The sequence below is a fragment of the Amycolatopsis ponsaeliensis genome (assembly GCF_030182635.1).
Classification (GTDB): Bacteria; Actinomycetota; Actinomycetes; order Mycobacteriales; family Pseudonocardiaceae; genus Amycolatopsis; species Amycolatopsis ponsaeliensis.
On the sequence record NZ_JAPZLD010000015.1, the window covers coordinates 35,007 to 60,953 of the forward strand.

Below are 25,947 nucleotides of genomic sequence, written 5' to 3' on the forward strand. Positions count from 1 at the left end.
TAGACTGACGCCGGACGAGAGGGGCTCGATGACAGGCCGAAGGCGCTGGACGACCGAAGAAATCCTGGACACGGCGGCGGAGCTCCTGCGCACCGGCGACGCGGAGTCGTTCAGCGTGCGCAAGCTCGCCGCGGCACTCGGGACCGATTCGTCCAGCCTGTACCGGCACTTCCGCAACAAGACCGAGTTGCTGCGCGCGGTCGCCGACCGGATCCTCGTGTCCGCCATGGACGGCTACCGCCCCGAGGGCGACTGGAAGCAGCGCCTCACCGCGACGGCGTTGCGCTTGCGGGAGGCCTTCGGCCAACATCCGCAGATCGCCGCGATCTGGGGCCGCTACGCGTCAGGCGGCGCCGGGTCCCGGATCGTCATGGAAGAGGTGCTGCAGGCTCTGCGCACGTCGGGGCTGCCCGACGAAGAGATCCCGGCCCGCTACCACCGGCTCGCGATCCTCATCGCCGCGTTGATCGCCTCCGAGGCCGGGGTCAGCACCGTCACCCCCACCGAGCACGAACAGGGCATGGAACAGTTCCGCGTCGCGGTGCTGGGCGCCGACCCCGAGCGCTTCCCGGCCTTGTCCCACTTCGCGCGCGAAGTGCGTCCCCTCGGGGAAGACCGCCGCGCCGCGTTCGAAGAGCTGCTCGCCGCCCAGCTCGCTCAAATCGAGGCTGGGATCCCGCGCTAGTCAGCCGGCGGAAAGGGCCAAGCGCTCTTCGCGGTCGGCCGTCGCCAACGCGTCCAGGACGCCGTCCAGGTCCCCGTCGAGGACCTGGTCCAGGTTGTACGCCTTGTAGTTCACCCGGTGGTCCGAGATGCGGTTCTCCGGGAAGTTGTACGTCCGGATCCGCTCCGACCGGTCGACCGTGCGGACCTGGGACTTGCGGGCGTCGGACGCCTTCGCCGCCGCCTCCTCCTCCGCGATCGCCTGGAGCCGGGCCTGCAGCACTTGGAGGGCCCGCGCGCGGTTCTGGATCTGGGACTTCTCGTTCTGGCACGACACCACGATGCCCGTCGGCAGGTGGGTGATCCGGACCGCCGAGTCGGTCGTGTTGACGCTCTGGCCGCCCGGGCCCGAGGACCGGAACACGTCGATGCGCAGGTCGTTCGGGTCGATCTCGACCTCGACCTCCTCCGGCTCCGGGTAGATCAGCACCCCGGACGCCGACGTGTGGATCCGGCCCTGTGACTCGGTCGCCGGCACGCGCTGCACGCGGTGCACGCCGCCTTCGAACTTCAGCCGGGACCAGACGCCGTCGACGACCGCCGACTTCGTCTTGATCGAGAGCGTGACGTCCTTGAAGCCGCCCAGGTCGGAGTCCACCGAGTCGAGGACCTCGGCCTTCCAGCCGTGACGCTCGGCGTACCGCAGGTACATCCGCAGCAGGTCGCCGGCGAACAGGGCCGACTCCTCGCCACCCTCGCCGGACTTGATCTCCATCACGACGTCGGAGCCGTCGTACGGGTCGCGCGGCAGCAGCAGCTCGGTGAGCTTCGACTCGAGGTCGGGGATCCGCGCGCTCAGCTCCTCGGCCTCCGCGGCGAACTCCGCGTCCTCCGAGGCCATCTCCTTCGCGGCCGAGAGGTCGTCGCGGACGGTGTCGAGCTCGTGGACGGCGCGCACCACCGGCGTCAGCTCGGCGTAGCGGCGGCCGAGCTTGCGGGCGCGCGCCTGGTCGGCGTGCACCGCCGGGTCCGCCAGCTGGGTCTCCAGCTCCGCGTGTTCGGCGAGCAACCCCTTGAGCGAGCGCGAATCCACCTGTGCCACCTCTCCGGTTCAAGACAGACAACGGCGCCCACCCGCGCGTGCGGGTGGGCGCCGTGGAAAAAGCTACTTGGCGTCGGCGTCCTTCTTCTGACGCTTGCCGTAGCGAGCCTCGAAGCGCGCGACCCGGCCACCGGTGTCCATGATCTTCTGCTTGCCCGTGTAGAACGGGTGGCAGTTCGAGCAGATCTCGACGTGGATGTCGCCACTGGTCTTGGTGCTGCGCGTGGTGAAGCTGTTGCCGCAGTCGCAGTTCACGTTCGTGACCACGTACTCGGGGTGAATACCGCTCTTCATGGTGTCCTCTCTCGTTGGCTCCGGGTCCCCAGTCGTTCTCGCGGGGTGAACCGGCGCCGGACTTCAGCGGGTAATTCTGCCAGACGGGCAGACGGTGACTGGAACGCACCCCGCTGACCAGCTATTCCCAGTGGTTGAAGGGTCAAGTTTGTACGGATCTTGTACCCGGTCGGCGCACCCTGGCGGACCTTCGTGATTCTCTCACCGCCAGGAGGAGTAATGCGAAATATCTTCACAACACTGGCCGCGGCCGCCGCCATCGGCACCGCCGCGCTGGTGGCGGTACCCGTCGCGAACGCGGCCGACGCGCCCGCCGCGTCGATCCAGGCCGCGGGCGACGGCACCGCGGCCGGCGCGATCCAGTGGTACAAGAACCACCTGGGCAGCACCGCCTACCAGGGCCTCTGCGAGAAGGCGGCCGAGAACGCCTACGGCACCACCGGCGTCTGGGCCTCGGCGAACGCGCACTGGAACGGCGCGAGCCCGAAGCACACCACCGGCACCCCGCCGGCCGGCTCGTTCGTCTACTGGAACATCAGCGCCTACGGCCACGTCGGGATCGCCGACGGCAACGGCGGTTTCTACGCCAGCAGCGTCGGCGGCGCGATCGGCCACGGCTCCAGCGTGAGCTACTTCAGCAACTACCGCGGCTGGACGCCCGCCGCCGTCCCCCACCAGTAAGCCGAAAAGCCGTTAAGGCCACCTTACGGGCGTCTGACGCCCGTAAGGTGGCCTTAACGGCACTACAGCCGAACTCAGTCGTCTTCGCTGCCGCCGAGGGCGGTCTTCGAGACCTGCATGAGGAACTCGGTGTTCGTCTTCGTCTTGCGCAGCCGCGAGATCAGCAGGTCGATGGCCTGCTGCGAGTCGAGCGCGTGCAGCACCCGGCTCAGCTTCACGGTCACGGCCAGCTCGTCCGGGTTCAGGAGCAGCTCGTCCTTACGAGTGCCGGACGGGTTGACGTCGACGGCCGGGAACACCCGGCGCTCGGCGATCTTGCGGTCGAGCTTGAGCTCCGCGTTGCCGGTGCCCTTGAACTCTTCGAAGATGACCGTGTCCATCGTCGAGCCGGTCTCGACCATCGCCGTGGCGAAGATGGTCAGCGAGCCGCCGTTCTCGATGTTGCGCGCCGCACCCAGGAACCGCTTCGGCGGGTACAGCGCGGTCGAGTCGACACCACCGGACAGGATCCGGCCGGACGCCGGGGCCGCCAGGTTGTACGCACGCCCGAGCCGCGTGATCGAGTCGAGCAGCACGACGACGTCGTGGCCCATCTCGACCAGGCGCTTGGCCCGCTCGATCGACAGCTCCGCGACCGACGTGTGGTCGGCCGGCGGCCGGTCGAAGGTCGAGGCGATGACCTCGCCCTTCACCGAACGCTGCATGTCGGTGACCTCTTCCGGACGCTCGTCGACCAGGACGACCATCAGGTGGCACTCGGGGTTGTTCGTGGAGATCGCGTTCGCGATGTCCTGCATGATCGTGGTCTTACCGGCCTTCGGCGGCGACACGATCAGGGCGCGCTGCCCCTTGCCGACCGGCATGATCAGGTCGATCACGCGGGTCGTGAGCTTGTGCGACTCGGTCTCGAGGCGCAGCCGCTCGTTCGGGTACAGCGGGGTGAGCTTGGTGAAGTCGGGACGCCGCTTGGCCTCGTCCGGCTCCAGCCCGTTGATCGAGTCGACGCGCACCAGCGGGTTGAACTTCTGCCGCTGCTGCTCGCCGTCGCGCGGCTGGCGCACGACGCCGGTGATGGCGTCACCGCGGCGCAGGCCGTACTTGCGGACCAGCGAAAGCGAGACGTACACGTCGTTCGGGCCGGCGAGGTAGCCGGAAGTCCGCACGAACGCGTAGTTGTCGAGCACGTCCAGGATGCCCGCGACGGGCAGCAGGACGTCGTCCTCGCGGATCTCGGTGTCCGGCGAACCGGCCTCACGCTGGCCGCCGCCACTTCCCCGGCGACGACGGTCACGGAAGCGACGGCCGCGACGGCCGCCCTCTTCGTCGTCGTCCGGCTGCTGGGAGCGGTTGTCCTGGCCGCCGCGGTTGCCGCCGTCCTGCTGGTTGCGCTGGCGGCTGTCGTTGCGGCTGCCGTCCTGGCGGCTGTCGTTGCGGCCGCCGCCCTGGCGCTGCTGGTCGCGGTTGTTCCCGCCACCGCTCTGGCCCTGCTGACGGTCACCCTGCTGACGGTCGCCACCGCTTTGGCGGTCGCCACTGCTTTGGCGGTCGCCACCGCCCTGGCCGTCGGGCGCACCGGCGGCCCGGTTCGAGCCACGACGACGCCGGCCGCGGCCGCCCTCCTCGGGCTGGCCGTCCTGGCCCTGCTGGCCGTCCTGCTTGTCCTGCTGCGGGCGCTCGGCCTGCGGCGGGGCGTCCACCGCCGGCGCGCTCGCCACCGGCGCCTCGGCCTTCGGCTCCGGCTTGGTCTCGGCCGGCGCCGACGGCGCCTGGGCCTTCGGCTCCCGCTTCGGGGCCTTCACCGGCTCGCCGACGCCCTCCAACGGCAGGGTCTCGGCAGCCGCACGCTTGCGAGACTTGCCCTGACGCTCACGGATCGCGGCGATCAGGTCGCCCTTGCGCATGCCCGTCGTCTCACCGACGCCGAGCTCCCCAGCCAGCGAACGCAGTTCCGCCACGGTCTTCCCGGTCAACCCGCCGACCGTCTTCTTGGGAGCGGGGGTGGTGCCGTTCGACTCCGCGGCGCTGCTACCCACGTCGCTCAAAAGATCGGTGTTGCTCACACATGTCCTTCCTGACCGATCCACGCCTCCAGGCGGATCAGCGGACTGCCGCTCGCTTCTGATCGCGAACCGGCGTATCTGCCCCCCGATACGGGAGATGAGCTCTTCGGCCGTGCGAAACACAGCTGGAGCGCCTCCACCACAGGGGTTTGCGTCCTCCATTCGGAGGACACGGAATTCGGCACCGCCGAAACCGGAAACCCGCCTACGTTCCTCCGCGTTACCCCGCTTGCCAGGCGGTGCGGATTCGGCGGATCAACGAAGGATGCGATCCGGGGACCGGCATCGGGTGCGGAAACGCACGGTGATCGAACGCCCCCGAGGGTAGACCGCGCCGGTGCCGGGTGCAACAACCACCCCCCGCGTGGCGGGCAGGGCTGCGGCCACGTGACCCAGCCTTTACTGAGCCGCAACCTGCACACCCGTGAGATCAACGGGCAGCTCGAAGACGTCGAAACCTTCAACGTCGACCCCCGGCGGCAGTATTCCCGTCGTGGTCAGCGCGAGCACCGTGGGACCCGCGCCGGAGACGGCGGCCGCGACTCCGCGTGCACGCAGCGTGGCCACCAGCTCGCCGCTCGCCGGGTACGCGGGGGCCCGGTAGTGCTGGTGCAGGCGGTCTTCGGTGGCCGCGAGCAGCAGCTCCGGCTTCGCCGTCAGGGCGTGCACGGCGAGCGCGGCGCGGCCGGCGCTGTGCGCGGCGTCGGCGTGCGGCACGGTCGCCGGCAGCAGGCCGCGCGTGGTCGCGGTGGCCGAGCGCACCGACGGCACCGCCACGACCGGCCGGATCGACGCGTGTGGCGGCAGCCGCTCGGCGCGGAACTCCGCCCCTTCGCACCAGGCCAGGACGAGCCCGCCGAACAGGCTCGCCGCGGCGTTGTCGGCGTGGCCTTCGAAGCCGGCGGCCAGCTGCAGCGCATCGAAGTCGTCGAGCTCCCGGCCCGCCAGCGCGTAGCCGGCGGCGACCCCGGACACCACCGCGGCCGCCGACGAGCCGAGCCCGCGCGCGTGCGGGATCGCGTTGTAGCAGCGCAGGTGCAGGCCCGGCGGCTCGATGCCGAGGTGCGCGCAGGTCCGCCGGACGGCGCGCACGACGAGGTGGGTCTCGTCGGTGGGGACGTCCTCGACCCCGCCCGCGCCGGCGTCGATGACCTCGACCTTGAGCCCGGCGTCGATCACCCGCACCTCGACGACGTCATACAGGCCCAGCGCCATGCCGAAGGCGTCGAAGCCGGGCCCGAGGTTCGCCGTCGACGCCGGGACGGTGACCTTGAAACCGGCGCTCACCGCAGGTCCAGCGCCGCCGCGACCGCCGTGGGGTCCACCGCGAGGGGCTCGACCTCGACGTTGCCCGCCAGGGCCGTCTGCGGGTCCTTCAGGCCGTGGCCCGTGACGGTGCAGACGACGCGCGACCCGCGGGGCAGCCGTCCGTCCGCGGCCGTGGCCAGCAGGCCGGCCACGCTGGTGGCCGACGCAGGCTCGACGAACACGCCCTCGCGCCCGGCCAGCAGCCGGTACGCCTCGAGGATCTTCTCGTCGGTGACGGCTTCGAAGAGCCCGTCCGAGGCGTCCTTCGCCTTCACCGCGGCGGTCCACGACGCGGGGCTGCCGATCCGGATCGCGGTGGCGATCGTGTCCGGGTCGCGCACCGGTTCGCCGTGCACCAGCGGCGCCGCGCCGGCCGCCTGGAAGCCGAACATCCGCGGGGTGTTCTTCACCACATCGTCGGCCGCGTACTCCGAATACCCCGCCCAGTAGGCGGTGATGTTGCCCGCGTTGCCGACCGGCAGGCAGTGGATGTCGGGCGCCGCGCCGAGCGCGTCGCAGATTTCGAAGGCCGCGGTCTTCTGGCCGGCGATGCGCACCGGGTTGACCGAGTTGACCAGGGTGACCGGGTAGTCCGCCGCGGTCTTGCGGGCCAGCTCGAGGCAGTCGTCGAAGTTGCCGTCGACCTGCAGGATCCGTGCGCCGTGCAGCACGGCCTGGGCGAGCTTGCCCATCGCGATCTTGCCCTGGGGCACCAGCACGGCGCAGGTGAGGCCGGCGCGGGCGGCGTAGGCCGCGGCCGAGGCGGACGTGTTGCCGGTCGACGCGCAGATCACCGCTTTGAGGCCGCTCGCGAGCGCGTGCGTGATGGCGACGGTCATCCCGCGGTCCTTGAACGAGCCCGTCGGGTTGGCGCCCTCGACCTTGAGGTGGACCTCGCAGCCGGTCAGCTCGGACAGGTGCCGCGCGGGCAGCAGTGGCGTGTTGCCTTCCCCGAGCGTGACGACCTGCGCCCCGTCCGGGACCGGGACACGATCCCGGTACGCCTCGATGATTCCCGGCCAGGGCTGGCTGATCACTGGTCTTCGCCTTCCACCCGCATCACGCTGACAACTTCGTGGACGACGTCGAGCTTCGCGATTTCGTCCACAGTGGACTGCAGGGCCGCGTCCGGGGCCTGGTGGGTCACGACGACCAGGCTCGCGCGGTCGCCGACGTCGCTCTGCCGCACGGCCGCGATGCTCACCCCGTGCCCGGCGAACGCCTGCGCCACCTGGGCCAGCACGCCGGCGCGGTCGGCCACGGAAAGGCTTACGTGGTAACGGGTCGGCGTCTGGCCCATCGGCCGCACCGGCAGCGCCGCGTGCGCGGACTCGCGCGGGCCGCGGCCGCCGGCCACCAGGTTGCGCGCCACCGCGACGAGGTCGCCGAGCACCGCGCTCGCGGTCGGCGCGCCACCCGCGCCCTGGCCGTAGAACATCAGCTCGCCGGCGGCGTCGGCCTCGACGTAGACGGCGTTGAACGCACCGCCCACCCCGGCCAGCTGGTGGCTGCGCGGGATCATCACCGGGTGCACGCGGGCTGAGACCGACTCGACGCCGTCGTCGTCGGCCACGCGCTCGCAGATCGCCAGGAGCTTGACCGTGCGGCCGAGCATCCGGGCCGCGCCGAGGTCGGCGGCGGTGACGTCGGCGATGCCCTCGCGGTGCACGTCCGAAGCCGTCACGCGGGTGTGGAAGGCCAGCGACGCGAGGATCGCGGCCTTCGACGCGGCGTCGTAGCCATCGACGTCGGCGGTCGGGTCGGCCTCGGCGTACCCGAGGCGGCTGGCCTCGTCGAGGGTCTCCGCGTAGCCGGCGCCGGTCGAGTCCATCGCGGACAGGATGTAGTTCGTGGTCCCGTTGACGATGCCCATCACGCGCGTGATCCGGTCGCCCGCGAGGGATTCGCGCAGGGGGCGCAGCAGCGGGATGGCGCCGGCGACCGCGGCCTCGAAGTAGAGGTCGGCGCCCGCGGCGTCGGCCGCCTCGAACAGGTCGGCGGAGTGCTCGGCGAGCAGGGCCTTGTTCGCCGTGACGACGGACTTCCCGGCCTTGAGGGCGGCCAGCAGCCAGCCGCGCACCGGCTCGATGCCGCCGACCAGCTCGACCACGACGTCGACGTCGTCGCTCGTCACGAGCTTCTCCGCGTCGGCGGTCAGCAGCTCCGGCGGCAGCTCGGGGTGCTTGTCCGGGCGGCGGACGGCGATGCCGGCCAGCTCGACCGCCACGCCGGCCCGTGCGGCCAGCTCACCGGCCTGCTCGGAGAGCAGCCGGGCGACCTCGCCGCCGACGGTCCCGCAACCGAGCAGGGCGACCTTGACGGCACGCCTTTCCTGTGGGGCAGCCACTGTGTTCAGACCTCCAGGCGCAGCATGTCGTCGGTCGTCTCACGCCGCAGCAGCAGCCGGGAGCCGCCGTTGCGCACGGCGACCACGGCCGGGCGCGGCTGCCGGTTGTACGTGCTCGCCATCGAATAGCAGTAGGCACCGGTCGCCGCGACCGCCAGCAGGTCGCCGGGAGCCAGCGTGTCGGGCAACCAGCAGTCTCGTACGACGATGTCGCCGGACTCACAGTGTTTTCCCACGACCCGGGACAGCACGGCCTGCACCGGCTGCTCGTTGTCGCCCGCGGACCGGGAAACCACCCGGACGTCGTACACCGCGTCGTAGAGCGCGGTCCGGATGTTGTCGCTCATCCCGCCGTCGACGCTGACGTACCGGCGCGACAGGTCGTCGCCGAGCGAGACGTCCTTGATGGTGCCGACCTCGTACAGCGTGACCGTGCCGGGACCGGCGATGGCGCGGCCGGGCTCGCCGGCGATGCGCGGCACCGGCAGGCCCGCGTACGCGCACTCCTTGCGGACGATCTCGCGGATCTGCGTGATCATCTGCGCCGGCGGCGGCGGGTTGTCCTTTTCGGTGTAGGCGATGCCGAAGCCGCCGCCGAGGTCGACCAGGCTCAGCTGGTCGAGCAGCTCGGGGCCGTGCTCCTTGGCGAGGTCGGCGAGCAGCCCGACGACGCGGCGGGCCGCGACCTCGAAGCCGTCGGCGTCGAAGATCTGCGAACCGATGTGGCTGTGCAGGCCGACGAGCTTGAGCGAGCGCGCGTTGAGCACCCGGCGCACCGCCTCGGCCGCGTCGCCGGAAGCCAGCGAGAACCCGAACTTCTGGTCCTCGTGGGCGGTCGCGATGAACTCGTGGGTGTGCGCCTCGACGCCGACGGTCACCCGGATGAGCACCGCCTGCACGACGTCGTGGCGCGCGGCGATGTCGGCCAGCCGGGCGATCTCGAAGTACGAGTCGAGCACGATCGTGCCGACGCCGGCGACGATCGCGGCTTCGAGCTCCGCGGGCGACTTGTTGTTGCCGTGGAAGGTGATCCGGTCGGCCGGGAAGTTCGCGCGCTGCGCCACGGCGAGCTCGCCGCCGCTGCAGACGTCGAGGCTCAGCCCCTGCTCGCCCACCCAGCGGGCGATCTCGATGGAGAGGAACGCCTTCGACGCGTAGTGCACCAGCGACGGGTCGTCGAACGCCTCGGCGTAGTCCGCGCAGCGGGACTTGAAGTCGGCCTCGTCGACCACGAACAGGGGCGTGCCGTGCTTCTCGGCGAGCTCGCGGACGTCGACCCCGGCGATCCGCACGACGCCGTCGGCGGCGCGGAAGGTGTTGCGGGGCCACACCTTCGCCGGCAGCTTGTCGAGCTCCTCGACCCCCGACGGCTGGAGCCCGGAGGTGTCGGCGTGGGGGTAGACGTCGGCGTGCCTGGGGCCCGCGGGGTGAGCCATGGGTTACATCCGTTCCGGAGCAGAAACACCGACCAGCGCGAGGCCGTTGGCGAGCACCACGCGCGCCGCCTCGCAAAGAGCCACCCGGGCGTGGTTGGCCGGCGTGGCCTCCTCGTCGCCCTTGGGCAGCACGCGGGCCTCGCGGACCGCGTAGAACTTGTGGAGCGCGCCCGCCAGCTCCTCCAGGTAGCGCGCGATCCGGTGCGGTTCCCGCATTTCGGCGGCGCGGCGCACCGTCTCGGGGAACTCGCCGATCGTGCGGATCAGGTCGCCCTCGACCGGCAGCGTCAGCAGTCCCAGGTCGACGTCCGAGAAGGACACAGTGGACTTGAGGCCGAGGTCGTTCGCGCCGCGCAGCATCGTGCACAGGCGCGCGTGCGCGTACTGGACGTAGTAGACGGGGTTGTCGTTGGAGTGCTTGCGCAGCAGGTCCAGGTCGACGTCCAAAGTGGAGTCCACGGAGTAGCGGATCAGCTCGTAGCGGGCCGGGTCGACGCCGACGGCCTCGACGAGGTCCTCCATGGTGATCACGGTGCCCGCGCGCTTGGACATCCGCACCGGCTTGCCGTCGCTGACCAGGTTGACCATCTGGCCGATCAGCACCTCGACCGTCGCCGGGTCGTCGCCGAACGCGGCGGCCGCGGCCTTGAGGCGGGCGATGTAGCCGTGGTGGTCGGCGCCGAGCATGTAGATGCAGAGGTCGAAGCCGCGGTTGCGCTTGTCCTTGAAGTAGGCCAGGTCACCGGCGATGTAGGCCGGGTTGCCGTCCTGCTTGATGACGACGCGGTCCTTGTCGTCGCCGTACTCCGACGACTTCAGCCACCAGGCGCCGTCGGCGAAGTAGAGGTTCCCGGAGTCCTTCAGCTGCTGGACGGCGGCGTCGACCGCGCCGGACTCGTGCAGCGAGTTCTCGTGGAAGTAGACGTCGAAGTCGGTGCCGAACTCGTGCAGGCTGTCCTTGATCTCGGTGAACATCAGCTCGATGCCGATCCGGCGGAACGTCTCGTGCCGCTGCTCTTCCGGCAGCGACAGCGCGCTCGGCTCGGCCTTGATGACCTCGGCGGCGATGTCGTTGATGTAGCCGCCCGCGTAGCCGTCCTCCGGCGCGGGCTCGCCCTTCGCGGCGGCGATCAGAGACCGGACGAACCGGTCGATCTGGGCACCTGCGTCGTTGAAGTAGTACTCGCGGGTGACTTCGCCGCCCTGCGCGCCCAGGACGCGGCCCAGCGCGTCGCCGACCGCGGCCCAGCGGGTGCCGCCCAGGTGGATCGGGCCGGTCGGGTTCGCCGAGACGAACTCGAGGTTGATCTTCGTGCCGGCCAGCGCGTCCCCGCGGCCGAACGCGGCGCCGGCCTCGAGCACCTGGCGCACGATGTCGCCCTGCGCGGCCGCGGCGAGCCGGAAGTTGAGGAAGCCGGGGCCGGCCACCTCGGCGGAGTCGACGCCGTCGTCCGCCGAGACCGCTTCGGCGAGCGCCTCGGCGAAGTCGCGCGGCTTCAGCCCGGCCTTCTTGGCCACCTGGAGGGCCAGGTTCGTCGCGTAGTCGCCGTGGTCGGGGTTGCGCGGGCGTTCGATGGTCACCTGCTCCGGCAGCACGGCGTCGTCGATGCCGCGTGCGGCGAGCACCTGCACGGCGGAGCTGCGGACCAGGTCGGCGAGAGCGGCGGGAGTCACTCCGCGAATTCTAGGTGTGCCCAGGTCGGGCGCTCGCATCGGTCTCGGCCACGTCACGGTGGGCTGGCCCAAACGGCTTTCCGGGGGGTCCGGGTGGCGGAGCCCCCGGCCCGAGGCGAAGCCTCGGTTGCCATGCTGTGAGGCGTTAACGGTGATCAGACGGGCGGTCTCTACACTGGCCCGGGCGGGAATCCGTCCGCAGCCACCAGAGGGAGAACGCGGGAGCCATGGCGAACGGGACAACTCGGAAAAAGGGGTCTGCGGTGAAGGCCGCCCGCGGTTCCGTGGTGAGCAAGAAGGGCACGCCGTGGGGCACGATCATCGCCGTCGTGGCCATCGTCGCCCTGGCCGGCGCCGTGATCACCTACTACATGGTGGCGTCCGCGCCGAAGCGTGAGCAGTCCGGCCGCGAAGCCGCGGCCGCGTCGTTCGCGCCGACGGCGTCCGACCCGGACCCCTCCAAGCGCATCCCCGGCGTGGTGACGGCCACCTACACCGGCAGCGTGCACGTGCTCCCGACCGAGCGCGTCGCCTACGACAAGACCCCGCCGTTCGGCGGCCCGCACGACGGTTACTGGGCCACCTGCACCGGCACCGTGTACCCGAACGCCGTCCGCACCGAGAACATGGTCCACGCGCTCGAGCACGGCGCCGTCTGGATCGCCTACAACCCGCAGCAGATCAGCGGGGACGCGCTGAACCTGCTGAAGGTCCGCGCCGAGGGCAAGCCGTACACGATGCTGTCGCCCTACCCGGGTCTCGACAAGCCGATCTCCCTGCAGTCGTGGGGCCACCAGCTGAAGCTGGACAAGGCCGACGACGCGCGGATCGACGAGTTCATCGCCGCGCTGCGCAGCAACCCGAACGGCGTCTTCCCCGAGGTCGGCGCGTCCTGTGACGCCCTCGGCCCGGGCCAGTTCGACCCGGACAACCCGCCGCCGTTCGACCCGTCGAAGCCGGGCAAGGACGCGAAGCCGATGGACTACAAGGGCACGCCGAACGCGCAGGCCGACCAGCAGACCGGCGGCATGAGCCAGCAGCAGCCCGTCCCCTCGACCGGCGCCCCGGCGCCTTCGGCGACCCCGACCAAGTGAGCACCGAAGCCGACGTCGACACCGACGCTCCCGAGCAGCCGACCTGGTCCCGCTGGGTGATCATCGGCGGCACGCTGCTCGCGGTGCTGCTCATCGGCGCGACGGCGGGGATGTTCCTCACCCGCACCATCGACGACGACCCCGCCGCCGCCACACCGGCGGCGGGGTCGGTCGAGGTCGGCTTCGCCCAGGACATGTCGACGCACCACCTGCAGGCCGTCACGATGGCCGGCTGGGCCCGCGACCACTCGACCGACCCGGAGATCCGCCAGCTGGCCTTCGACATCGAGCGCACGCAGCTCGAGCAGGTCGGCCGGATGAAGGGCTGGCTCATGCTGTGGGACCAGCCGGAGCAGGCGATCGGCGCGCCGATGAAGTGGATGACGGAACCGATGACGGGCCACGACGGGATGTCGATGGGCACGTCATCGGTCAACCCGGGCGCGGGCCCCCTGATGCCGGGCATGGCGACCGAGGCGGAGCTGGCCAAGCTGCGCTCGCTGTCGGGCAAGGCGCTGGACGTGTACTTCCTCCAGCTGATGCTGCGGCATCACCAGGGCGGAACGTCGATGGCCCAGTACGCGGCGGGACATTCCTCGATGACGGCGTTGCAGGCGCTGGTCCGGAGCATCCTCACTTCGCAGGGCGCGGAGATGGACCAGATTAAGCTGATGCTTTCCAGCCGGGGCGCGCAGCCGCTCCCCTGATCACCAGCTGAGTTCCTGGCACCGCCGCGCACACTGCGGCGCTTCCACCTGCAGCGTCGCGTGCTCGATCGCGTACCGCGAAGCCAGCAGGTTCTGCGCCTCCGTCAAAACGTCCGATTGCTGTGCCGGCGGCGCCAGCGTCAAGTGCGCCGAAGCCACCTCCATCCCCGACGTCAGCGTCCAGACGTGCAGGTCGTGCACGTCCGCGACACCCGGCAGCGCGGCCAGTTCGGCGTTGATCGCGCCGACGTCGACGCCCTGGGGTGCGTGCTGGAACAGGATGCGCAGCGCGCGGCGGGCCAGCGTCCACGTGCGGGGCAGCACGAACAGCCCGATCGCGACACCGATGATCGGGTCGGCGTAGCGCCAGCCCGTCAGGAGTGTCAGCGCGCCGCTGAGCAGCACGCCGACCGAGCCGATCAGGTCGGCCAGCACCTCGAGGTAGGCGCCGCGGACGTTGAGGCTCTCCTTCGCGCCCGATCGCAGCACGGCGAACGACACGATGTTGGCCGCGAGGCCGGCCGCGGCGGCCAGCAGCACCGGCAGGCCGGGCACCGCGGGCGGGTCGCTGATCCGGCCGACGGCCTCGACGAGCACGTACCCCGCGACACCGAACAGCAGGACCGCGTTGGCCAGCGCGGCCAGCACTTCCGCGCGGTAGAGCCCGAAAGTGCGGCTGACCGTGGGGCCCGTGCGCCGCGCCAGGATGATCGCGGCGAGCGCCATGCCGACCCCGAGGACGTCGGTGAACATGTGTGCCGCGTCGGAGATCAGGGCCAGCGAGCCGGTCGTGAAGCCGACGATGAACTCGAGCACCATGAAGCCGGCGCCGATGCCCAGGGCGATGGTCAGGCTCCGCACGTACCGGCCCGACGCGCTCGCCGGCGCGACCGCCTGCCCGTGGCCGTGTCCCATTCCGCCTCCGTTCGCGGTTCGCCGTCGGGCCAAACATATAGTCGGATGCGCATATGTGCAACAGAGGGCAGCCTAAGTTCACCCACCCGAAAGCTACTCCGCACCTCGATCGCGACCAATCCACCAGGAGGGGTTTCCCGCCAGGCGGACTCGTCACGCTTCGGCGTCGACCATCCGCTTCAGCAGGTCGCGCAGCTGCACGCGGTCGTCCGGCCCGAGCGCCGCGAGCGGCTCGGCCGCGAAACCCAGTGCCCGCTGGAAGTTCCGCGCCAGCACGGCACCCGCGGGCGTGGCCACGATGTTCTTGATCCGCCGGTCGCGGCCGTCCGGCCGGCGCTCCACCAGGCCGCGGGCCTCGAGCCGGTCGATGATCCCCGTCACGTTCGAGCGCTCCGAGTTCAGCTTCTCGGCGATCCGGTGCATCGGCAGCGGCTCCCGGAGCGCGCCGAGCACCTTGGCCTGCACCGTCGTCAACCCCTGGGCGGCCGCCGCGGACTCGTAGGAGTCGACGAACCGGTCGACGATCCGCGCGAGCAGGGCGACGACGTCGTCGGTGATCGGGTCAGCGCTCATCCGGTGAGTGTAAGCCGATAGTTGACTGCATGAACCATCCATGCCTATAGTCATTTTAGTTCACTGCATTAACCATCATCCACCTGAATCACATCGAGGTCCGAAATGAGCAACGAGCGCGTCGCCCTGATCACCGGCACGTCCACCGGGATCGGCCTCGCCACCGCGGTCCGCGCAGCTCGCGCGGGCTTCCGGACGGTCGCCACACTGCGCGATCCCGCCCGCGCCGACCGCCTTCGGGAAGCCGGCGTGGACCTGGACATCCGCCCGCTCGACGTCACCGATGCCGCGTCCGTGCGCACGGCGGTCGAGGGTGTTCTCGCCGACTACGGCCGGCTCGACGTGCTGGTCAACAACGCCGGCGCGGGACACGTCGGCACGCTGGAGCAGGAGCCGGTCTCGGCGGTGCGCGAGACCATGGAGGTCAACTTCTTCGGCGTCGTCGAGACGACGAAGGCCGCGCTGCCGGCGTTGCGCGCGAGCGGCGGCCGCGTGATCACGGTGACCAGCATCGGCGGCGCGGTCGGCCAGCCGTTCAACGAGGCCTACTGCGCGGCGAAGTTCGCGGTCGAAGGTCTGATGGAGTCCCTCGCGCCGGTCGCCGCGGCCCAGGGCGTGACGGTGTGCGTCGTCGAGCCGGGTGCGGTCGCGACGGAGTTCGTGAACAACATCGGCGTCGACGAGCGGCTCTTCGCCGAAGCCGGCCCCTACGCGGAGTCCCTGCAGAAGTACATCTCGAACGTAACGAAGTCGTTCGAGGGCGCCCAGACGGCCGACGAGGTCGCCGAGGTGATCCTGGCCGCGATGACGGCCGACGCGCCGGCGTTCCGCATCCAGACGTCGAAGCAGGCCGAGGAGTTCACGGGGCTCAAGTTCGCCGACCGCGACGGCTCGGCCGTGCAGCGGCTGACGACCGGCTGGCTCGCCTAGCGCACCAGCCGGAAGAAGCCGCGGACCTGCTCGACGAACAGCTCCGGCTGCTCGAGTGCGGCGAAGTGCCCGCCGACGGGCAGCTCCTCAAACCACCGCAGGTCGGTGTAGCGCTGCTCGGCCTGCCGCCGCGACGGCCGCACGATCTCCTTGGGGAACACCGAAACCCCGGCCGGAACATCCACTGTGGACAGATCCCGGTCGTTGTTCTCCCAGTACATCCGAGCCGACGACGCCGCCGTCGCGGTGAACCAGTAGGCGGAGATGTCGTCGAGGATCTTCTGCCGGTCGACGGCGTCCTCCGGGTGGCCCTTGTTGTCGGTCCAGGCCCAGAACTTCTCGACGATCCAGGCGGCCTGGCCGGCGGGCGAGTCGGTGAGGCCGTAGCCGAGCGTCTGCGGCCGGGTGCCCTGCTGCGCGGAGTAGCCGGCCCCGGAGCGCCGGAACTCTTCGAGGTCGGCGCGGGCCCGCCGCTCCCCGGGCGTCGGATCGTCCAGGTCCAGCCGCACGGGCGCGAAGTTGACGTGCACCCCGGCGACCCGCCCGGACCGCGCGAGGGCGTTCGTGACGGCGGCACCCCAGTCGCCACCCTGCGCGCCGTAGCGGTCGTAGCCGAGTTGCTGCATGAGCAGGTCGAAGAGTTCGGCGACCCGCGCGATCTTCAACGCGGGCTTGTCACTCCACCCGTACCCGGGCAGCGACGGAGCGACGACGTGGAAGGCATCGGCGGGATCCCCGCCGTACTTGGCGGGGTCGGCAAGCGGCCCGAAGACATCGAGGAATTCGAGAACGGACCCGGGCCACCCATGGGTGAGCACGAGCGGCAACGCATCGGCCTCGGGTGACCGCAGGTGCACGAAGTGCAGCCCGACCCCGTCGACCTCGGCCCGGAACTGCGGGAAGGCGTTGAGCCGGGCGGCGAACCCGAAGTCGTACTCCTCACCCCAGTCCCGGCAGAGTTCCCGGACATAGGAGAGCGGAACGCCCTGCGACCAGTCCCCGACGGTCTCGGCCTCGGGCCACCGAGTCCGCCGAAGCCGCTCCCGCAGGTCCGCGACATCGGCCTCATCGAGAGACACCTGGAACGGCTTGACCATCTCGGACTCCTTCAGGTGGGGCTCCCACGCTAGCGACGTCCCGGTGAATGGATCAACTTTTATAGCGCTGACCAGCGGATCTTTGACTGGGGCCACCTGCCCGCGAGGGGGCCGGGGGATGCGCTAAGCTTTCGGAGTCGCCCAGCGATGGGCCCTCGTAGCTCAGGGGATAGAGCACTGCCCTCCGGAGGCAGGTGTCGCAGGTTCGAATCCTGCCGAGGGCACCCCTACGGGAGCGGGAAAACCGCTTCTTACCAGCACTTGAAGCGATCTTCCCCGCTCTCCGGCTGGCCCGATCAACTCCGCCCCGATACGGCTGTCTGTTCCCAATGCCTTCCCACGGGAACGAACCGGGAACGGCATCGCGGTCCACTTCACCGACGGCAGCGGGTTCGCGTCGATCAGCTTCTTCTCGACCGCGTAGTCCAACGCGATGAACAGGACGCCTCGAGTCTTACGTGCCACGCTCGGGGCGAACTTCTTCCCGTCCAACCGCCTCGTGACCCGCACGCCGAAGAGCTCGCAGGATGTCCGGATCGGTGGCGGCCCTCACCGGCAAGGTGCTGTGCTCCAACCAATTCAGCACCTTCCGCACGTCGTTCGGCACGTCCCGGTTGGTGCGGTATTCGGTGTGTACGCCCACTGTCGCAGCGCCGAACGAATCACCTTCGCGTTCGGCCCTCCCTGCGTACCTCGATCGCGTTGACCACGGTGAGGAACTGGTGACGCGGGACAGAGAACTTGTTGCCGTGGAACCACTTCCCGCCGTGCCGGCCGCCACGGATGATCGCGTCTTCACTGCCCGACAGTGGTGTCGGGCGTAGTGACTGACCAGCGCGCAGGTCGGTGTCGGTGACGTCCCGACGCGTTAGGGTTCCTCTGTGCTGAGAGGTGAGGACGTCAGTCTGGGCGTGGTGGCCGCACGTCGCCTGGCTGAGCTGGGTTGCTGCGTGATCGCGCCTGGGTTGACCGATCCGGAGTTCGCCCGCATCGAGGGTGAATACGGGTTCGAGTTCGCCGACGATCATCGGGCGTTCCTCGCGGCGGGGTTGCCGGTGAACAGCCCCTTTGAGCCGGAACCGGGGGTCTCCTATGCCTGGGAGCAGCCGTGGCCCGAGTGGCGTGACGGCGACCCCGACGAACTCCGTGAGCAGCTCAACTGGCCGGTCGAGGGCGTATTGCGGGAGGTTGAGAGCCGCGGGCACTGGGATCCGGCTTGGGGTGCGCAGCCGGACACACCTGAGGCAGCGGCGGCGATAGCTCGACGGTTGCTGGCGGATGTGCCCAGGATGGTTCCGATCTATGGGCATCGGTTCGTGCCGGCAGGACGCGGCACGTTCGGACACCCGGTCTTGTCCATGTGGGGAACGGACATCATCTACTACGGCGCCGACCTGGTCGACTACGTCAACCAAGAGTTCGAGAGACCCCGGCCCGAGCACCTGGATGACTGGTCGCCGCAGGCGACCGTGTCGTTCTGGCGCGACTACCTGTGACTGCGAAACCGGGTTTCGTGACGAAGAACCGAACCGCGGCGTCGCTGTCGATGGTGTGATCGGTTCAGGCATCGCGGTGTCTCCGGCTTGGCATCGCGAGGACGTTGGCCAGCTGTTGTTGCAGGGCTTGGATGTCGGCGGTGATGGGTCCGCCGTTGTGGGCCTTGGCCTTGAACTCGGCGACGAGGTCGGCACCGGTCCGGCGAGGTCTTGGGGTGTGCTGCTCGCCCTTGCAGTTACTCCGATCGGGTGGGCTTCGGCCGAGACGTCAACCGCTCTCCGGTTCAGGCGTGAGCCACCCGCCGGATGTGGCGGCACGGTGAGAGCGCACGTCGCGGTCCGGCAAGGGCACTGCGCCGGTAGGCGACAACGAGAGGGAGAAACGCATGCGATTGACGAAGTTCACGAGGCGCCGCGGCGGGATCGTCACCGCGGTACTGATGGCGCTGCTCACGCTGGTGCTGACGGCACCGTCGGCCTCCGCGGCAGTGCGGAGCTGGTCGCCGGATCCCTTTCCGACCCCCAACAACTGGTACTGCCTCGACAAATCGCGCACGGTCTACTCGTGCCTGATCAACTCAAGCGACGGCACCCAGTCGGTCTACAAGGCGGTGATGGTCGTCACCAACTACACCGCTGTCGGGTATCAGATGAGCTCGCCGGTGGTCAACATCTGGAGCACGCCCAGCCCATCGCAGCTGATCCAGGGCGATGCCTGCTACAACAGCGCGCTATCCGCCGGCTACACGGCGTCCTGCTACGGCTCCTGGGTGCCGCGTTCGACCGTCTGCGCGACGCGACCGAACGCGGCCACCATCACCGCCAACGTCGCCGTTTCCTACGGCGGGATCCGGACCACGGTCGTGAGCCCGGCGTTGGCGGTGAACTGCTGACCCCGGCGGTTTTCACACTTCGGTCGAGCGCCTGACCAACCCGATCAGGGCAGAGCGGCGGGGGCCGCAGGTGGCCGGCCGCTGCTCCGGCGAGGTCTCGGGGTGCTGGCACCGGGACTGTCCGAGGGGTTCTCGGACACCTTCCGCAGCCGGTGGGTGCAGGCGGGAAAACTGCGCCTGCGGTCACCGGAGGAGACGGGCCCCCGCTGCTCCTGCTCGCCGGCCGGCCGCAGACCTGGTACACGTGGCGATACCTGATGCCCGCTCTGGCCCCGGACACCCGGCACCCTGGCCGATGACATCGTGAAGCTGATGGACGCACTCGGGCACCGGCGCTTCGCGGTGGCCGGGCACGACGTCGGCATGTGGACCGGCTACGCGATGGCCGCGGACCAGCGGCCCGGCCGCTGCCGGACCAGGCGATCGACCACTACATCGACGTCCTGGCTTCGGACCGGGAGGCCCTGCGGGCCTGTTTCGAGTTCTACCGGGCACTCGACACGACGATCGCCAGAACATCCGGCGCCGGGAGCACCGCCCGTGCCGGCCCTCGTCGCGGACGACCTCGTGATCCCCGCCTGCGGTCACTTCCCCGCGGAGGAAGCCCCGGACGACCGGGTGACGCTCTTCAAACGGTCGGGTCGGGACCGAGGGCGCGATCCAGCAGCTCGCCCAGCTGGTCGAGCTGCGCGGCCGAGAAATCACCGAACGACGACTCGGCGACGGCGTCCACGAGGCCCTGCCCCTCGGCGCGCAGGCGCGCACCTTCCTCGGTGAGCCGGTGCCGCACCGCGCGGCCCGGCCCCGGTACCCGTTCGATCAGGCCCCGCTCGGCCATCCGCGCCGCCAGCGAACCGAAGGACTGGTCGGTCTGGAACGTCAGCACCGCCAGGTCGTGCAGCGACGCGTCCGGCTCGCGGTGCAGGTGCCGCAGCGTGTCCCACTGCACGAGCGACAGCCCCAGCGGCGCCAGGGCGCGGCTCAGCGCGCGGTGGTGGCGGTACTGCAGGCGCTTCACGGCCAACGAGACGTCACCGGGGCGGTACTTCATGCGGACAGCCTAACCGACCGGAGACAGCTTGCTTATCTAAGGAAGCTTATATAAGGTTCCTTAGGTATCGAGCTCACGACCGAGAAGGACCCATGACGACTCTCCCCACGGCCGGCTCCCTCCGGCCGACCCGCACCGAAACCCGCACCCTCGGCCCCGTCGAGGTGACCCTCCAGGACCGCGACCGCACCCGGCCGTTCCTGCTCCTGCACGGCGGTGGCGGTGTCGCCACGATGGCCGGCTTCGCCGATCTGCTCGCCGAGCGCACGCACTCCCGGGTGCTGCTGCCCACCCACCCCGGTTTCGGCGGCACCCCGAAGGACGACAGCCTGACCGGCGTCACCGAACTGGCCCGGGCGTACGTCGCGCTGCTGGACGAGCTCGACCTCACCGACGTCACCGTGATCGGCAACTCCTTCGGCGGCTGGCTGGCCGCCGAAATCGCCCTGCAAAAGAGCCCGCGGGTCAGCGGCGCGGTGATCATCGACGGGGTCGGCATCGAGGTCGACGGCCACCCGCTGACCGACGTCAGCGGCCTCTCCCCCGCCGAGCTGCGCGCGCACTCCTTCCACGACCCGAGCAAGGCGCCCGTCCCGCCGGGCGGCGGCACCGGGCCCAGCCCGGACGTCCGGGCCCTGATCGGCTACACGGGCCCGGCCATGGCCGACCCGACGCTCGCCGGCCGGCTCGGCGCCATCGACATCCCGGTCCACGTGCTCTGGGGCGAAAGCGACGGCATCGTCGACCCCGGATACGGGAAGGCCTACGCCGCCGCGATCCCGCTCGCGACGTTCACCGTGCTCCCCCGCGCCGGCCACCTGCCCCAGGTCGAGACGCCCGAAGAGCTGCTGGGCGCACTGCTCGACCTCGGCAACTGACCCCAGGAGAACCAGCATGAGCACCTCGTTGACCGTGACCCGGATCGGGCACGCCTGCCAGCTGATCGAGATCGGCGGGATCCGCGTCCTGACCGACCCGTGGTTCACCCAGGCCGCGACCTACTACCAGGGCGAACCGGTCACCGCGACCGTCGAAGCCCTCGGGCGCCTCGACGCGGTCGTCATCAGCCACGAGCACTACGACCACTGCGACCTCGACGCCCTCGTCACCGGCGGCTTCGACCTCACCACCCCGCTGATCGGCCCCGGCACGGTCGCGACCATCGCGCGGGACAAGGGTTTCCTCGACGTCCGCGTCGTCGAGGCCTGGGAAGCCACCACGGTCGGCGACCTCACCGTGACCGCCACCCCGGGCAAGCACGGCGTCCACGAAGTCACCTTCGTCCTCCAGTCCGGGGGCCGCACCGTCTTCTTCGGCGGCGACTCGCTGCGCGTCCCGGAGCTCGACACCATCCCGGACCGGTTCGGCCCCGTCGACCTGGCCATCCTGCCGACGAACGGCCTGTGCATCCGGCCGATGAACCTCGCGCAGGTGGTCATGGACGCCGAGGAAGCAGCCGGGTTGACGGCCGCGCTGAAGCCGGCGATGGCCGTGCCGCACCACTACGCCTTCCACAGCGGCCGCCTGGGCGACCGGATGATCACCAAGGGCGACCGGGACCCCCGGCACTACGCCGACGCGGTCGCCCGGCTCGCCCCGGGGATCGACGTCCGCCTGGTGCTGCCCGGGACCACGGTGGTGGTCCCGTGACCGACCGGCGGTTCATGCCCGAGGTCGGCGACGACCTCCCGCCCGGCGAGCGGCCGATGCTCGCCGTCGTCCGGGCGATCCCCGGCCACGAAGACCGGCTCGCCGCCGCCATCGCAGTGCTCACCACCGCGGTGCGGCGCGAGCCCGGCTGCGTCGAGTTCCGGTCGTTCCGGGACATCGGCGACCCCGGAACCTTTCGCCTCTACGAGATCTACGCCGACACCGGCGCGTTCCGGGCCCACCTCGAGACCGCACACGTGGCGCACTTCTTCACCGAACTGGCCGAGCACAGCACCGCCGACGCGGGCGCGCTGACCCAGCTCGCCGAGTTGCCCGCACCCGGCTCTCAGACCGTGCCCGCCGGTCACGCGAACGAAGACGACGAGCGGTAGAAGCGGCCCAGGTGCGGCTCACTCTTCCGGCGGGGCTCCGCGCCAGCGCCACCCCGTCTGCTTAGCGCGGCCCGGGACCTCCGCCCGATCCATTGCCCACAGCAACGCCGTCCACGGATCCAGATCCGAGACGTCGCCCAGGTGCGGGAACAGCCGGGACACCGTCCGCGCGCAGACCTCGCGGGGTGGATCCAGTGCCAGGCCGAGGCCCCGGGCCACGTCTTCCCCGTGGACCAGCACCTCCGCGCAGCCCATTGCCGCGAAGCCGCCCGGGTCCGCTGTGCCCGTCGGGTGGTATGCGCGGGCCTCCGGCGGGGACGTTCGGACCACCGCCGCGAGGATTGTGCTGCCCGCCAACGCGAACTCCAGCGCGTCGGCCGATGACGCGTCCTTCGCCAACGCTGCCAGGAAAGGTACGTAACCACTGGGACGACGCGAGACGAGCTGCGCCGCGTACGACAGCAGACAGTCGCCGATGTGCTCCGCCGTGTGCCAAGCGTCCAGGTCGCCCGTGCCCGCCGCCGTCGTCCAGTCCTTCGACTCCGCCGGGCGCAAAGCGTCGGCCAGGCAGGCGATGGCCGCGTCGAGGTCAGCGGCGGAAACCGGATTCATGATCGGGACCCTAGCCGGTAGCTTCCCGGTGCGGCACCGAACTCGCGCTTGAACGCGTGCGAGAACGCGAAAGGCGAGCCATAGCCGACCCTCGAAGCGATCGACGGCAGGGGAAGGTCGGTGTCCTGCAGCAAGCGCGCCGCCGTCGTCAGGCGCCACCACGTCAGGTACGCCATCGGTGAGTGGCCGGTCAACGCGGTGAACCGGCGCGCCAGCGTCGCGCGGGACAGGCCTGCCCTGGACGCCAGATCCTCGATTCGCCATGGTGCTTCGGGATTTTCGTGCAGGGCCTCCAGCGCCGCCGCGATCGCGGGATCGCGCAACGCCTGGGGCCAGCCCGCGCCCGGGTTTCCCGCCAGCCACGCGCGGATCAGGTACACCAGCAGCAAATCCAGCAGACCGGCGAGGACAGTGGCCGAACCCGGGCGATGCGACGTCACCTCCGCACCGAGCAGCTCGATCGCCGCCCGGAGTTCCGGGGCGCCGCCGACCCGAGCCGGGATGTGCACCACCTCCGGCAGGCTCGCCAGCACCGGGTGACGGCGCGCCTGGGACAGGCGGTACTTGCCGCACAGGAACTCCGTCCGGCCGTCCGGCTCGGGCACCGCCGTCTCGAACGGCACCGCGCCCGACGCGTCCGGCCGCGACGACAGCGTGTGCTCGCTGCCGTGCGGGACCAGGACCACGTCGCCCGCGCCCAGGGGTACCGGCTCGCCGTCGGGCGGGATCAGCCAGCCGCTGCCGCGCAGCAGCACGTGGAAGCCCGCGCCCTCGTACGGCGCGAAGCGATAACACCACTCGGCGCCGGCGGACAGCCGGTTCGACGTCGGCTGCCCGATCCGCACCGCAGCGATCGCGTCACTCAGCAGGTCCACACCGCCATCATAAGACGTTCACGCATCAAAGTGAGCTATCAGAGCATTGGAAAGCTCACCTGTGAGCGCGAGAGTGGAGAGCATGCACATCGGTGACGTCGAAGTCGTGAAAGTCCTCGAGTGGCAGGGCGAGATCGCCCCCGCGCGGACCATCGTCCCCAGCCCGCCCGAGCTCTGGCAGGACAACGCCCACTGGCTCGCGCCCGATCACTGGAACCCCGAGACCGGCGGCTACCGCGGCACGGTCCAGACCTGGGTGCTGCGCAGCGAAGGCCGGGTCATCCTCGTCGACACCGGCGTCGGCAACGACCGGCAGCGCCCGCAGATCCCGCTGTTCGACCACCTGACGACGAACTTCCTCGACCGCCTGGCCGACGCCGGCGTCCGGCCCGAGGACGTCGACGTCGTCGTCAACACCCACATCCACTACGACCACGTCGGCTGGAACACCCTGCGGCGCAACGGCGAATGGGTTCCGGCGTTCCCCAACGCCACCTACCTGATCCCCCGCGCCGACCAGACGTACTTCGACCCGCGCAACGCCCATCGGCGCCCCGCCCCGCGCACCGAGCACGACCAGGTGCGCCGTGAAGGCAGCCTGCTCGTCTACGCCGACAGCATCGCGCCCGTGCTCGGCAAAGCCGTGCTGTGGGAGGGAAACCACCGCATCGACCGCAACCTGACCCTCGAACCCGCGCCCGGCCACACGCCCGGCTCGTCCGTCGTCCGCCTGGCCTCCGGCGGGGAACGCGCCGTGTTCGTCGGCGACCTGCTGCACAGCCCCGTCCAGATTCTCGCGCCCCAGCACAGCAGCTGCTTCTGCGAAGACGAACAGCAAGCCGCCGTCACCCGGCGCCGCGTCCTCGAACGCGCCGCGGACGACCGCGAGCTCGTCGTCCCGGCCCACTTCGCCGGCCCCGGCGCGGCCGAAGTGCGGCGCGACGGCAGCCGGTTCGCCATCCGCCGCTGGGCGGGTGATCCTGTCGAAAACCTGTGAAACGGACGGATCCGGCACTGCCGGGAGCCTCCGGGCGTTGTCAGGGGGACAAGGAGGAACCATGGGTGCACTTGGGACGCTGCTCGGCTTCGCGCTGAGCCTGTACCTGCTCGTGCTGATCGCGCGGATGGTGCTGGACTGGGTGGGGATGCTGGCCGACAGCCCGCCGTGGACACGGCGGGCGCGCAGCCTCGCCTACTCGGCCACCGAGCCGGTCATCGGGCCGGTGCGGCGGGTCGTGCGGCCGGTGCGGATCGGCGGGATCTCGCTCGACCTCGCCTTCACGCTGGTCTTCATCGGGGTGATCGTGCTGCGGGGAATCGTCTTCGCGCTCTAAAGACTGCCGCGGAAGCCCGCCGAGAGCCGGTCGATGCCGCGTTCCAGCTCGGCGCGGACGCCGCGCAGGTCGACGCCGTCGGGGTCGATCAGCGCCTGCATCGAGATCCCGCGCAGCTGCGCCAGCAGCGCCCCCGCGTACGCGTCGGCGTCGCGGACTCCGGTGATGGACCCGTCCGCGACGCCGCTGGCCAGCGTCTGGGCGATGGCGAACCGGAACCGGCGGTCGGCCTCGGTCAGCGCGCCGCGCAGGGCCGAGTACTCCGCCGCCGCGTCGCCCCAGCACGCCAGGAAGGCCTGGTTGAGCGTCGGCATCGTGCGGATCAGCTCGAAGATGATGTCGAGCAGCGCGCGCAGCATGTCCATCGGCGTCGCGGTGGCCGACCCGGTCCGGGCCGCCACGGCCTCGCTGTAGGAGGTGGTGAACTCCTCGACGGCGTACTCGACCAGCCGCTGCCCAAGCCCGTCCTTGTCGCCGAAGTGCTGGAAGACGACCGCTCGCGCGTAGCCGGACCGCGCGCAGACGGCCCCGATCTTCAGCCGGCCGAAGCCCTCGTCGGCGATCAGGTGCGCGGCGGCGTTGAGGATGCGCGCCTCGACGGCGGCATCTTCGCCGTCCTGCGGGATCCGGTCTGCGGCGGAGCGGTCCACGGGCGTCATGCTAGCCACTCGAACCGGACACCACCGGCCGAACGGTCAGCGAATCGTGCGCGAACCGTCAGCGCGAGGGAGCAGCTTGGGGTCATCACCACCGACCCGAGAGG

The 25,947-nt window shown here is 70.6% G+C and carries 27 protein-coding genes and 1 tRNA gene; 13 read left to right on the plus strand and 15 right to left on the minus strand.

The genetic code is table 11. The features are described from left to right. The first annotated feature begins 28 nt into the window (after positions 1-28). On the plus strand, positions 29-685 hold the full coding sequence (locus QQ657_RS22690; protein ID WP_284744225.1) for a TetR/AcrR family transcriptional regulator: 657 nt from the start codon (positions 29-31) through the stop codon (positions 683-685). Here the strand turns inward: QQ657_RS22690 and prfA are convergent, their stop codons facing one another. Next, the gene (gene prfA / locus QQ657_RS22695; protein WP_284744226.1) at positions 686-1,756 is read right to left on the minus strand and encodes a peptide chain release factor 1; all 1,071 of its coding nucleotides are present in this window, start codon (positions 1,754-1,756) and stop codon (positions 686-688) included. Between the two features lie 72 nt (positions 1,757-1,828). Further along, complete coding sequence (rpmE, locus tag QQ657_RS22700; RefSeq protein ID WP_284744227.1) at positions 1,829-2,059, minus strand: 50S ribosomal protein L31; 231 nt, start codon at positions 2,057-2,059, stop codon at positions 1,829-1,831. Between the two features lie 219 nt (positions 2,060-2,278). On the opposite strand from rpmE, the gene QQ657_RS22705 reads away from it, so the two are divergent. Further along, positions 2,279-2,740 carry a CHAP domain-containing protein gene (locus QQ657_RS22705; RefSeq protein WP_284744228.1) on the plus strand — a complete coding sequence of 154 codons (462 nt, stop codon included), beginning with the start codon at positions 2,279-2,281 and terminating at the stop codon, positions 2,738-2,740. 74 nt (positions 2,741-2,814) lie between these two features. Here QQ657_RS22705 and rho read toward each other — a convergent pair whose 3' ends face one another. From rho to argS, 6 genes are all read right to left on the minus strand, one after another. After that, positions 2,815-4,800 (minus strand): transcription termination factor Rho, encoded by a 1,986-nt coding sequence (gene rho / locus QQ657_RS22710; RefSeq protein WP_284744229.1) that lies wholly within the window; start codon positions 4,798-4,800, stop codon positions 2,815-2,817. Positions 4,801-5,199: 399 nt separating this feature from the next. Then, positions 5,200-6,087: a homoserine kinase gene (gene thrB, locus QQ657_RS22715; RefSeq protein ID WP_284744230.1), complete on the minus strand. Its 888-nt coding sequence runs from the start codon at positions 6,085-6,087 to the stop codon at positions 5,200-5,202. After that, positions 6,084-7,145 (minus strand): threonine synthase, encoded by a 1,062-nt coding sequence (gene thrC / locus QQ657_RS22720; RefSeq protein ID WP_284744231.1) that lies wholly within the window; start codon positions 7,143-7,145, stop codon positions 6,084-6,086. Before thrC ends, thrB begins: the two co-directional genes overlap by 4 nt. Next, positions 7,142-8,455 (minus strand): homoserine dehydrogenase, encoded by a 1,314-nt coding sequence (locus QQ657_RS22725; protein WP_434056768.1) that lies wholly within the window; start codon positions 8,453-8,455, stop codon positions 7,142-7,144. The genes thrC and QQ657_RS22725 overlap by 4 nt, the downstream gene beginning before the upstream one ends. 5 nt (positions 8,456-8,460) lie before the next feature. Continuing rightward, positions 8,461-9,891, minus strand: coding sequence for a diaminopimelate decarboxylase (lysA, locus tag QQ657_RS22730; RefSeq protein WP_284744232.1), 1,431 nt, complete (start codon positions 9,889-9,891; stop codon positions 8,461-8,463). A 3-nt stretch (positions 9,892-9,894) separates the two neighbouring features. After that, the gene (gene argS / locus QQ657_RS22735) at positions 9,895-11,565 is read right to left on the minus strand and encodes an arginine--tRNA ligase (RefSeq protein ID WP_284744233.1); all 1,671 of its coding nucleotides are present in this window, start codon (positions 11,563-11,565) and stop codon (positions 9,895-9,897) included. Between the two features lie 263 nt (positions 11,566-11,828). Here argS and QQ657_RS22740 point away from each other — a divergent pair, with 263 nt between their 5' ends. Continuing rightward, complete coding sequence (locus tag QQ657_RS22740; protein WP_284744234.1) at positions 11,829-12,659, plus strand: thioredoxin-like domain-containing protein; 831 nt, start codon at positions 11,829-11,831, stop codon at positions 12,657-12,659. Continuing rightward, positions 12,656-13,366: a DUF305 domain-containing protein gene (locus QQ657_RS22745; RefSeq protein WP_284744235.1), complete on the plus strand. Its 711-nt coding sequence runs from the start codon at positions 12,656-12,658 to the stop codon at positions 13,364-13,366. Before QQ657_RS22740 ends, QQ657_RS22745 begins: the two co-directional genes overlap by 4 nt. Here the strand turns inward: QQ657_RS22745 and QQ657_RS22750 are convergent, their stop codons facing one another. Beyond that, a complete protein-coding gene (locus tag QQ657_RS22750) occupies positions 13,367-14,281 on the minus strand; it encodes a cation diffusion facilitator family transporter (protein WP_284744236.1) in 915 nt (304 codons plus the stop codon). Positions 14,282-14,434: 153 nt separating this feature from the next. Continuing rightward, positions 14,435-14,854, minus strand: a complete 420-nt coding sequence (locus tag QQ657_RS22755; protein WP_284744237.1) for a MarR family winged helix-turn-helix transcriptional regulator — start codon at positions 14,852-14,854, stop codon at positions 14,435-14,437. A 105-nt stretch (positions 14,855-14,959) separates the two neighbouring features. Between QQ657_RS22755 and QQ657_RS22760 the strand changes: the two genes are divergently transcribed. Continuing rightward, a complete protein-coding gene (locus tag QQ657_RS22760) occupies positions 14,960-15,784 on the plus strand; it encodes an SDR family oxidoreductase (protein ID WP_284744238.1) in 825 nt (274 codons plus the stop codon). Here the strand turns inward: QQ657_RS22760 and QQ657_RS22765 are convergent. Further along, the gene (locus QQ657_RS22765) at positions 15,781-16,881 is read right to left on the minus strand and encodes an epoxide hydrolase family protein (RefSeq protein WP_284744239.1); all 1,101 of its coding nucleotides are present in this window, start codon (positions 16,879-16,881) and stop codon (positions 15,781-15,783) included. The two genes, QQ657_RS22760 and QQ657_RS22765, sit on opposite strands and share 4 nt — an antisense overlap. Before the next feature lie 151 nt (positions 16,882-17,032). Between QQ657_RS22765 and QQ657_RS22770 the strand changes: the two genes are divergently transcribed. From QQ657_RS22770 to QQ657_RS22780, 3 genes are all read left to right on the plus strand, one after another. Further along, positions 17,033-17,105: transfer RNA gene (locus tag QQ657_RS22770), tRNA-Arg, on the plus strand. Positions 17,106-17,762: 657 nt separating this feature from the next. Further along, complete coding sequence (locus tag QQ657_RS22775; protein WP_284744240.1) at positions 17,763-18,377, plus strand: hypothetical protein; 615 nt, start codon at positions 17,763-17,765, stop codon at positions 18,375-18,377. 386 nt (positions 18,378-18,763) lie between these two features. After that, entirely contained in the window at positions 18,764-19,270 is a 507-nt protein-coding gene (locus QQ657_RS22780) for a hypothetical protein (RefSeq protein WP_284744241.1), read from the plus strand. 628 nt (positions 19,271-19,898) lie between these two features. Here the strand turns inward: QQ657_RS22780 and QQ657_RS22790 are convergent. After that, positions 19,899-20,321 (minus strand): MarR family winged helix-turn-helix transcriptional regulator, encoded by a 423-nt coding sequence (locus tag QQ657_RS22790; RefSeq protein ID WP_284744242.1) that lies wholly within the window; start codon positions 20,319-20,321, stop codon positions 19,899-19,901. A gap of 92 nt (positions 20,322-20,413) precedes the next feature. Here QQ657_RS22790 and QQ657_RS22795 point away from each other — a divergent pair, with 92 nt between their 5' ends. Genes QQ657_RS22795 through QQ657_RS22805 form a run of 3 tightly spaced genes read left to right on the plus strand, consistent with a single transcriptional unit; the run spans position 20,414 to position 22,363 of the window. Further along, complete coding sequence (locus QQ657_RS22795; protein WP_284744243.1) at positions 20,414-21,199, plus strand: alpha/beta fold hydrolase; 786 nt, start codon at positions 20,414-20,416, stop codon at positions 21,197-21,199. Between the two features lie 16 nt (positions 21,200-21,215). After that, complete coding sequence (locus QQ657_RS22800; protein WP_284744244.1) at positions 21,216-21,971, plus strand: MBL fold metallo-hydrolase; 756 nt, start codon at positions 21,216-21,218, stop codon at positions 21,969-21,971. Continuing rightward, positions 21,968-22,363, plus strand: a complete 396-nt coding sequence (locus tag QQ657_RS22805; protein WP_284744245.1) for a putative quinol monooxygenase — start codon at positions 21,968-21,970, stop codon at positions 22,361-22,363. Before QQ657_RS22800 ends, QQ657_RS22805 begins: the two co-directional genes overlap by 4 nt. A gap of 18 nt (positions 22,364-22,381) precedes the next feature. Here the strand turns inward: QQ657_RS22805 and QQ657_RS22810 are convergent, their stop codons facing one another. Both QQ657_RS22810 and QQ657_RS22815 read right to left on the minus strand, forming a co-directional pair. After that, entirely contained in the window at positions 22,382-22,975 is a 594-nt protein-coding gene (locus QQ657_RS22810; protein WP_284744246.1) for a maleylpyruvate isomerase mycothiol-dependent enzyme family protein, read from the minus strand. Beyond that, the gene (locus QQ657_RS22815) at positions 22,972-23,850 is read right to left on the minus strand and encodes an AraC family transcriptional regulator (protein WP_284744247.1); all 879 of its coding nucleotides are present in this window, start codon (positions 23,848-23,850) and stop codon (positions 22,972-22,974) included. The genes QQ657_RS22810 and QQ657_RS22815 overlap by 4 nt, the downstream gene beginning before the upstream one ends. 82 nt (positions 23,851-23,932) lie before the next feature. On the opposite strand from QQ657_RS22815, the gene QQ657_RS22820 reads away from it, so the two are divergent. Together QQ657_RS22820 and QQ657_RS22825 are read left to right on the plus strand one after the other, a co-directional pair. Next, the gene (locus QQ657_RS22820; RefSeq protein WP_284744248.1) at positions 23,933-24,847 is read left to right on the plus strand and encodes an MBL fold metallo-hydrolase; all 915 of its coding nucleotides are present in this window, start codon (positions 23,933-23,935) and stop codon (positions 24,845-24,847) included. A gap of 61 nt (positions 24,848-24,908) precedes the next feature. After that, positions 24,909-25,184, plus strand: a complete 276-nt coding sequence (locus tag QQ657_RS22825) for a YggT family protein (protein ID WP_155541239.1) — start codon at positions 24,909-24,911, stop codon at positions 25,182-25,184. Here the strand turns inward: QQ657_RS22825 and QQ657_RS22830 are convergent. Then, positions 25,181-25,843, minus strand: coding sequence for a TetR/AcrR family transcriptional regulator (locus tag QQ657_RS22830; protein ID WP_284744249.1), 663 nt, complete (start codon positions 25,841-25,843; stop codon positions 25,181-25,183). The genes QQ657_RS22825 and QQ657_RS22830 overlap by 4 nt on opposite strands. Between the last annotated feature and the right edge of the window lie 104 nt (positions 25,844-25,947).

What these genes read in the sequence shown, in the direction of transcription:
- QQ657_RS22820 (WP_284744248.1), top strand. Translation starts at nt 23,933, where the DNA reads ATGCACATCGGTGACGTCGAAGTCGTGAAAGTCCTCGAGTGGCAGGGC.
- QQ657_RS22690 (WP_284744225.1), top strand. Translation starts at nt 29, where the DNA reads ATGACAGGCCGAAGGCGCTGGACGACCGAAGAAATCCTGGACACGGCG.
- QQ657_RS22810 (WP_284744246.1), bottom strand. Translation starts at nt 22,975, where the DNA reads ATGAATCCGGTTTCCGCCGCTGACCTCGACGCGGCCATCGCCTGCCTG.
- QQ657_RS22830 (WP_284744249.1), bottom strand. Translation starts at nt 25,843, where the DNA reads ATGACGCCCGTGGACCGCTCCGCCGCAGACCGGATCCCGCAGGACGGC.
- QQ657_RS22780 (WP_284744241.1), top strand. Translation starts at nt 18,764, where the DNA reads ATGCGATTGACGAAGTTCACGAGGCGCCGCGGCGGGATCGTCACCGCG.
- QQ657_RS22705 (WP_284744228.1), top strand. Translation starts at nt 2,279, where the DNA reads ATGCGAAATATCTTCACAACACTGGCCGCGGCCGCCGCCATCGGCACC.
- QQ657_RS22795 (WP_284744243.1), top strand. Translation starts at nt 20,414, where the DNA reads ATGACGACTCTCCCCACGGCCGGCTCCCTCCGGCCGACCCGCACCGAA.
- QQ657_RS22825 (WP_155541239.1), top strand. Translation starts at nt 24,909, where the DNA reads ATGGGTGCACTTGGGACGCTGCTCGGCTTCGCGCTGAGCCTGTACCTG.
- lysA (WP_284744232.1), bottom strand. Translation starts at nt 9,891, where the DNA reads ATGGCTCACCCCGCGGGCCCCAGGCACGCCGACGTCTACCCCCACGCC.
- QQ657_RS22790 (WP_284744242.1), bottom strand. Translation starts at nt 20,321, where the DNA reads ATGAAGTACCGCCCCGGTGACGTCTCGTTGGCCGTGAAGCGCCTGCAG.
- QQ657_RS22760 (WP_284744238.1), top strand. Translation starts at nt 14,960, where the DNA reads ATGAGCAACGAGCGCGTCGCCCTGATCACCGGCACGTCCACCGGGATC.
- QQ657_RS22800 (WP_284744244.1), top strand. Translation starts at nt 21,216, where the DNA reads ATGAGCACCTCGTTGACCGTGACCCGGATCGGGCACGCCTGCCAGCTG.
- QQ657_RS22755 (WP_284744237.1), bottom strand. Translation starts at nt 14,854, where the DNA reads ATGAGCGCTGACCCGATCACCGACGACGTCGTCGCCCTGCTCGCGCGG.
- QQ657_RS22765 (WP_284744239.1), bottom strand. Translation starts at nt 16,881, where the DNA reads ATGGTCAAGCCGTTCCAGGTGTCTCTCGATGAGGCCGATGTCGCGGAC.
- QQ657_RS22750 (WP_284744236.1), bottom strand. Translation starts at nt 14,281, where the DNA reads ATGGGACACGGCCACGGGCAGGCGGTCGCGCCGGCGAGCGCGTCGGGC.
- rpmE (WP_284744227.1), bottom strand. Translation starts at nt 2,059, where the DNA reads ATGAAGAGCGGTATTCACCCCGAGTACGTGGTCACGAACGTGAACTGC.